Origin of the sequence: Saccharopolyspora mangrovi (assembly GCF_035320975.1) — a bacterium.
Lineage (GTDB): Bacteria > Actinomycetota > Actinomycetes > Mycobacteriales > Pseudonocardiaceae > Saccharopolyspora > Saccharopolyspora mangrovi.
The window spans coordinates 1-6,951 of sequence record NZ_JAWLNX010000020.1; the positions used below are offsets into that span (position 1 = coordinate 1).

Below are 6,951 nucleotides of genomic sequence, written 5' to 3' on the forward strand. Positions count from 1 at the left end.
CTGCCTGGGATGGCCGGCCGAGTACGGCGGGCGCGAAGCCACCGTCGGGCAGCAGATCATCTTCCACGAGGAGTACGCGCGGGCCCAAGCGCCCGTCCGCGTCGGCCACATCGGCGAAGAGCTGCTCGGACCCACCCTGATGGCCTTCGGCAGCCCCGAGCAGCAGAAGCGGTTCCTGCCCGAGATCGTCGGCGCGCGCGAGCTGTGGTGCCAGGGCTACTCCGAGCCCGGGGCCGGTTCCGACCTGGCCAACGTCGCCACGACCGCGCGCCTGGAAGGCGACGAGTGGGTGCTCAACGGCCAGAAGGTGTGGACGTCGATGGCGCACGTCGCCGACTGGTGCTTCGTGCTCGCCCGCACCGATCCCGATGCGCGCCGCCACCAGGGGCTGTCGTACTTCCTGGTGCCGATGGGCCAGCCCGGCATTCGGGTGCGGCCGATCATGCAGCTCACCGGCACCTCCGAGTTCAACGAGGTGTTCTTCGACGACGCCCGCACCGCGGCCGGGCACGTCGTCGGCGAGGTCGGGCAGGGCTGGAAGGTCGCGATGGGCACGCTCGGTTTCGAGCGCGGCATCGGCACCGTCGACCAGCAGGTCGTCTTCCGCCGCGAGCTCGCCGAGATCACCGAGCAGGCCCGCGCCCACGGCGCGCTCGACGACCCGCTGCTGCGCGACCGCGTCGCCCGCGCCTGGACCGATCTGGAAGCGTTGCGCTGCACCGTCTTCCGGCTGCTCGGTGCCGAAGGGCCACCCGGGCCGGAGTCCTCGGTGGTCAAGCTGCTGTGGTCGAACTTGCACCGCGAGCTCGGCGAGCTCGCGATGGCCGTGGCCGGGCCCGCCGGGCTCGTCGCCCAGGGCGAGCCGTACGACCTCGACAGCGGGCAGCGGCTGTTCCTGTTCACCCGCGCCGACACGATCTACGGCGGCTCCAACGAGATCCAGCGCAACATCATCGCCGAGCGGGTGCTCGGCCTGCCGCGCGAACCCCGACCCCAGGAGGGCACCCGATGACCCAGGCACCGCCCGCGCACGGGCTGCTCAACGGCAAGACCGCGGTCGTCTCCGCCGCCGCGGGCACCGGCATCGGCTCGGCCGTGGCGCGCCGGATGCTGGAGGAAGGCGCCCAGGTGCTGATCAGCGACCGGCACGAGCGCAGGCTCGCCGAGACCTGCGCCGAGCTCGCCGAGCTGCCCGGCGCCAAGGTCGCCTCGGTGGCCTGCGACGTCACCGACGAGTCCCAGGTGCAGCGCATGTTCGACACCGCGACCAGCACCTTCGGCCAGGTCGACGTGGTGGTCAACAACGCCGGGCTGGGCGGGACGGCCTCGATCCTGGAGATGACCGACGAGCAGTGGGACAAGGTCGTCGACGTCACCCTCGGCGGCACCTTCCGCTGCACGCGCGCCGCGACCCGGCTGTTCCGCGAGCAGGGCAACCCCGGTGTGGTGGTCAACAACGCCTCCGTCGTCGGCTGGCGCGCCCAGGCCGGGCAGTCCCACTACGCCGCCGCCAAGGCCGGTGTGATGGCCCTGACCAGGTGCGCCGCGATGGACGCCGCCGAGCTCGGGGTCCGGATCAACGCCGTCGCGCCAAGCCTGGTGATGCACGAGAACCTGGCCAAGGTCACCTCCGACGACCTGCTGGCCACGCTCACCGAACGCGAGGCGTTCGGCCGCTCCGCCGAGCCGTGGGAGATCGCCAACGTGATCGTCTTCCTCGCCTCGGACTACTCGACGTACCTCACCGGCGAGGTCATCTCGGTCTCCAACCAGCACCCGTGAACCCTCCGGCGCGCCCCGCCGGAGCGGCTTTGAGAGGATGGCCTCGTGGTCTCGACCAAGCGCTTGTCCGCACGCAACCGCCCGGCGCGGGAGAACGGCTCCGAACGTCGCGCCGAACTGCTCGCCATCGCCGGCGAGCTGTTCGCCACCCGTGGGTTCCTGGCGACCACGGTCCGCGACATCGCCGATGCAGCCGGCATCCTCTCGGGGAGCCTCTACCACCACTTCGACTCCAAGGAGGCGATGGTGGACGAGATCCTGCGCGAGTTCCTCGACGACCAGCGGCAGGCCAACGCCAAGATCATCGAGGAGGCGCCGGATCCGCGCACCGCGCTGACCGAGCTGATCAAGCGGTCCTACTCGGCGCTGCGCAAGCACCCGGCCGCCATCGCGATCTTCCAGAACGAGGCCAACTACCTGGCCCAGTTCGAGCGCTTCGACTACCTGCCCGGGGTGGCCGACGAGTTCGAGAAGACCTGGCTGCGCGTGCTCCAGGAGGGCCAGAAGGCGGGTGTCTTCCGCGAGGACCTCAACCTCAAGCTCACCTACCGCTTCATCCGCGACACCGTCTGGACGACGGTGCACTGGTTCAACCCGAACGGGAAGCTGAGCATCAAGTCCATCGCGGACCAGTACATCAACATTCTCTGCGACGGCATCGTAACCCGCTGACCAGCGGTAACGCTCCTGGTCGCGTGGGGGATTCGAATTTCGCGCGAAATTCGAGTGCGAACTTCGGAGGTCGAACTTCGCGCGAAATCGTGGTCAGGAGGTCAGGGGCCCCGCGGTCCGGCGGAGGGTGCTGGCCGCTTCGGTGATCAGGGCGTCGATGAGCTTCTCGCAGCTGGGGAGTTCGTCGATCATGCCGACGACCTGGCCCGCCGGCAGGACTCCCGCCTCGGGATGGCCGTCCACCAGGGCCGATTTGATCAGCATCGGGGTGTTGGCCGCCAGCAGGACCCGGTTGAGGGGGAGCTTCTGGGCCTTGCGCATGGCCAGGCCGTCGCTGGCGAGCTGCCGCCAGGTCATGCCGGTGAGCGACTTGAACGCCACCGCCTGGCGCAGCGCGCGGGGGAGGCGTCGGAGCAGGCCCTGCGACTCGGCGGAGTCGGTGAGGTCGGTGCGCAGCATCCGGTGCGGCAGACCGTCCACCTTGGACGTCACGACCGTGTCGCCCACCTGCGCCTCCAGGTAGGAGCGCTTGACCTCGTCGGGAACCCGGCTGTCGGTGGTGAGCAGGAAGCGGGTGCCCATCGCCACCCCGGCCGCGCCGTAGCACAGCGCGGCGGCCAGCCCGCGTCCGTCGAAGAACCCGCCGGCGGCGATCACCGGGATGTCGACCGCGTCCACGACCTGCGGCAGCAGCAGCGTGGTGGCGACCGGACCGGTGTGCCCGCCGCCCTCACCGCCCTGCACCAGCACGGCATCGGCGCCCCACGCGGCGACCTTCTCGGCGTGCCGCCGGGCCCCGATGGACGGGACCACCACGACCCCGGCGTCCTTGAGCTTGCCGATGAGCCGCTGCGACGGCGCCAGCGCGAACGAGGCCACCTTCACGCCCTCGCGGATGAGCAGGTCGACGCGTTCCTCCGCATCACCGGCGTCCGCGCGCAGGTTCACCCCGAACGGCTCCCCGGTGCGCTCCTTGACCTCGCGGACCGCGTCGGTGAGCTGCGGCAGCGTCATCGTCGCCGAGGCCAGCACGCCGAGCCCGCCCGCGTTGGCGGTCGCCGAGACCAGGCTCGGCCCGGCGACCCAGCCCATACCGGTCTGCACGATCGGATGACGCACACCGGTCAGGTCGCACAGCGGCGTGCGCAGCTGCTGCTCGATCACGCCGCGACCTCCTTGTCCCGCAACCCCTTCGGGTCGATGTGGTCCCGGATCAGCGACAGCTCCTCGTCGGTCGGCAGCCGGGTCTCGGCGACCTCGTCGACGGCCAGCTCGAAACCGGTCTTGTCGCGCACCTCGTCCACGCTCACACCCGGGTGCACCGAGCGCAGCCGCATCGCGCCGTCGGGACCCCGGAAGTCCAGCACCGCCAGGTCGGTCACCACGACCTGCACGTCGTGGAACTTCGCGCCCACCTGGTTCGCCCGGTCGTGCCCGACACCGGCCACCAGGTCGACCGACTCGACGAAGATCTTGGTGCTGTGCTGGGGGATCCAGTAGTTCGTGGTGTGGTTGACCGAGTTGCCCGGAGCCCCGCGCACCCCGATCAGCTGCACCTTCGGCTGCGCCCAGTCACCGATGCGGGAGATGTTCTGGTTGCCGAACCGGTCCACCTGCGAAGCGCCCATCATCACCCGGCGCTTGCCACCGGCCAGCAGGTCCAGGACCTTGCCGTAGGGCAGCCAGCCCTCGACCGTGCCGGTGGACTCCTCGCCCAGCGGGGTCGGCTCGACCAGCAGCATCGCCTCGCCGTCGGTGAGCAGCAGCTCGGGTGCGCTGGTCAGCCGTGCCAGCCGGGCGCCGATCGAGGGGATCGTGCCGAACGGCGAGGCGATGACCGACCCCGCGTCGGCGAAGCTGTCGGCGCAGGCCACCGCGCAGACCTCGGCCCTGGTGATCGTCATGCCGGCACCTCCGCACGCGCGTGGAACTTCTCGACCGCCGCCTGGTACTCCGCCTCGTCGCCGCTCAGGAACTCGGCGCGGAACTCCTCCCACTGACCGAGTTTCGCGCTGGCGGCGTAGCGCCGCTGGAACGCCTCGTCGCGGCCGTAGTCGGGCACGCAGCTGGTGAAGTGCGCGCCGTTGGGGGTTTCCACCACGCCCTGCGGGTGGAGCCGGTTGATCAGCAGCGACTGCGGGGGAGCGGTTTCGGTGAGCTCCTCGGTGGGCACGATCCGCTCGCAGCTGAGGAAGCTGCGCTCGGCCGCCGCGCACATCACGTCGTCGAAGTACGGGTCCGGGCCGAGGTACTGGCCGTTGCCGTGCCGGTCGGCGCGGTTCATGTGCACCAGCGCCACGTCGAGGTTCAGAGCGGGCATCGCGACCAGCTCTTCGCCGTCGGGGTAGGGGGAGCGGACGGTGCGCAGACCGGGGTTGAGCGCCATCACGTCGGAACCGATCCCGGTGCGGGTGGGCAGGAACGGCAGTCGGGCCGCCGCCGCGCGCAGACCGGCCAGCACCATTCCCTCGTCGTACTCGGCGACGTCGAGCTCACCGCGCTGGCGGGCCGCGCGGAAGTGCGGGTCGAGCGGGATCGAGTCCAGCGACACGAAACCGTAGACGACCTTGCGGAGTTTGCCCGCAGCGCACAGCAATCCGACGTCGGGTCCGCCGTAGGACACCAGCGTCAGGTCCTTGAGGTCGGAGCGCAGGATCGCGCGCACCAGCGCCATCGGCTTGCGCCGGGAACCCCAGCCGCCGATGCCGATCGTCATGCCGTCGCGCAGGTGGGCGACCACCTCGTCGACGGTCAGCTGCTTGTCCTGCACCTACGCCTCCTTCTCGCGGCCGAACTCGGCGCGGATCTCGCCCGACACTCCGGTGAGGTTGAGCTCGAAGGTGAAGCCCTGCTCGAACCGGTAGCTGCGGTTGACGTCGACCGGGTCGATGCCGTTGAGCGCGGCCTTGGCCTTGCGGATCACCAGCGGGTTCTTCGCGGCGATGTCGGCGGCCACCGCCAGCGCCGCGTCCAGGAGACCTTCGCGCGCAACGACTCCGTGCACCGAGCCGAACTCGGCGAGCTGCTGCGCGGTGGCGGTCTGCCCGGTGTAGAACATCGCGCGCATCATGTGCTGCGGCACCAGCCGGGACAGGTGCGTGGCCGCGCCCAGCGCGCCCCGGTCGACCTCCGGCAGGCCGAAGGTGGCGTCGTCGCTGGCGACGATGAGGTCGGAGTTGCCGACCAGGCCGATGCCGCCGCCGACGCAGAAGCCCTGCACGGCGCTGATCACCGGGACCGGGCACTCGTAGACGGCCTTGAACGCCTCGTAGCAGCCGTTGTTGACGGCGACGAGCTTGTCGTGGCCGGGGTCGGCGGCCAGTTCCTTGATGTCCACACCCGCGTTGAAACCGCGTCCCTCGGCGCGCAGCACCACGACCCGGGTTTGCGGGTCGGCACCGCTGTCGCGCAGCGCTTCGGCGAGGTCGAACCAGCCCTTGACCGGCAGTGCGTTCACCGGTGGGTGGTCGACGGTGATGACGACGATTCCGCCGTCCCGCCGTTCGATTTGCGTGCCCATGCCACCTGCCAAACCTAGCACTTGTTTGGTTGGGTTGTTACCGTAGCAACACCGCAGGACACCCCGCCAGGGGCGAGAACGCAGGGAGCGGCGGATGGGCATCGAGATCGACCTGACCGGCCGGGTCGTGCTGGTGACCGGCGGAACGCGCGGCATCGGCGCGGGAATCGCCGAGACGTTCCTGCGCGCAGGAGCGGAAGTGCACGTCTGCGCCCGCAAACCCGTCGACGAACTGCCCTCGCACGGCTCGGCCACCGCGCACTTCACGCAGGTCGACGTCCGCGAGAGCGACCAGGTCGCCGAGCTGGTCGAGGGAATCCGGCAGCGCTCCGGACGGCTGGACGTGCTGGTGAACAACGTCGGCGGCACCCCGGTCGCCGACACCGCGACGTCCTCGATCCGCTTGCACCGCAAGGTCGTCGAGCTCAACCTCATCGCACCGCTGCTGCTGGCCCAGCACGCCCGCGACGCACTCGCGGAGACCGGGGGCTCGATCATCAACATCAGCAGCGTCTCCGGCCGCCGCCCCTCACCGGGCACCGCCGCCTACGGCGCGGCCAAGGCCGGCCTGGACAACCTCACCGCCACGCTCGCCCAGGAACTGGCCCCCGAGGTCCGCGTCAACGGCGTCGTGGTGGGCCTGGTCAGCTCCGAGGACCAAACCGACCACTACGGCGAGACCGACCTGAGCTCGATCGTCCCGCTGGGGCGCCTCGCCGAACCGTCCGACGTCGGCAACGCCTGCCTCTTCCTCGCCTCCCCGCTGGCGGCCTACATCACCGGCTCGGACCTCACCGTCCACGGCGGAGGCGAAACCTCGACCTACCTCAACACCATCCGCCCATGACCCCACCAACCCCGATCACCGCAGTGATCCCCCTCGTGGACCCGGGTTACTCCGGTAATTGGGGAACGGATTACCGGAGTAATCCGGGTCCCGAGACCGGGGAGGCGGATTACCGCCGTAATCGGGGTGC

General features: G+C 70.3%; 8 protein-coding genes. 4 read left to right on the top strand and 4 right to left on the bottom strand.

The genetic code is table 11. From position 1 onward, the window contains the following. The 3 genes from R4I43_RS24490 to R4I43_RS24500 all read left to right on the top strand — a co-directional run. A partial coding sequence (locus R4I43_RS24490; RefSeq protein ID WP_324268047.1) for an acyl-CoA dehydrogenase family protein occupies positions 1-1,012 on the top strand: 1,012 nt, incomplete at its 5' end. Further along, on the top strand, positions 1,009-1,782 hold the full coding sequence (locus R4I43_RS24495) for an SDR family oxidoreductase (protein ID WP_324268048.1): 774 nt from the start codon (positions 1,009-1,011) through the stop codon (positions 1,780-1,782). The genes R4I43_RS24490 and R4I43_RS24495, both read left to right, overlap by 4 nt. 45 nt (positions 1,783-1,827) lie before the next feature. Continuing rightward, on the top strand, positions 1,828-2,454 hold the full coding sequence (locus R4I43_RS24500; RefSeq protein ID WP_324268049.1) for a TetR/AcrR family transcriptional regulator: 627 nt from the start codon (positions 1,828-1,830) through the stop codon (positions 2,452-2,454). Between the two features lie 93 nt (positions 2,455-2,547). Here the strand turns inward: R4I43_RS24500 and R4I43_RS24505 are convergent, their stop codons facing one another. From R4I43_RS24505 to R4I43_RS24520, 4 genes are read right to left on the bottom strand one after another with little or no spacing between them, the layout of a single operon-like run. Further along, entirely contained in the window at positions 2,548-3,603 is a 1,056-nt protein-coding gene (locus tag R4I43_RS24505; RefSeq protein ID WP_324268150.1) for an NAD(P)H-dependent flavin oxidoreductase, read from the bottom strand. An 11-nt stretch (positions 3,604-3,614) separates the two neighbouring features. Continuing rightward, positions 3,615-4,358, bottom strand: coding sequence for a CoA-transferase subunit beta (locus R4I43_RS24510; RefSeq protein WP_324268050.1), 744 nt, complete (start codon positions 4,356-4,358; stop codon positions 3,615-3,617). Then, entirely contained in the window at positions 4,355-5,224 is an 870-nt protein-coding gene (locus tag R4I43_RS24515) for a CoA transferase subunit A (protein ID WP_324268051.1), read from the bottom strand. Before R4I43_RS24515 ends, R4I43_RS24510 begins: the two co-directional genes overlap by 4 nt. Then, positions 5,225-5,974, bottom strand: coding sequence for an enoyl-CoA hydratase family protein (locus R4I43_RS24520; protein ID WP_324268052.1), 750 nt, complete (start codon positions 5,972-5,974; stop codon positions 5,225-5,227). A 94-nt stretch (positions 5,975-6,068) separates the two neighbouring features. On the opposite strand from R4I43_RS24520, the gene R4I43_RS24525 reads away from it, so the two are divergent. Beyond that, the gene (locus R4I43_RS24525; protein ID WP_324268053.1) at positions 6,069-6,821 is read left to right on the top strand and encodes an SDR family oxidoreductase; all 753 of its coding nucleotides are present in this window, start codon (positions 6,069-6,071) and stop codon (positions 6,819-6,821) included. Positions 6,822-6,951: the final 130 nt, after the last annotated feature.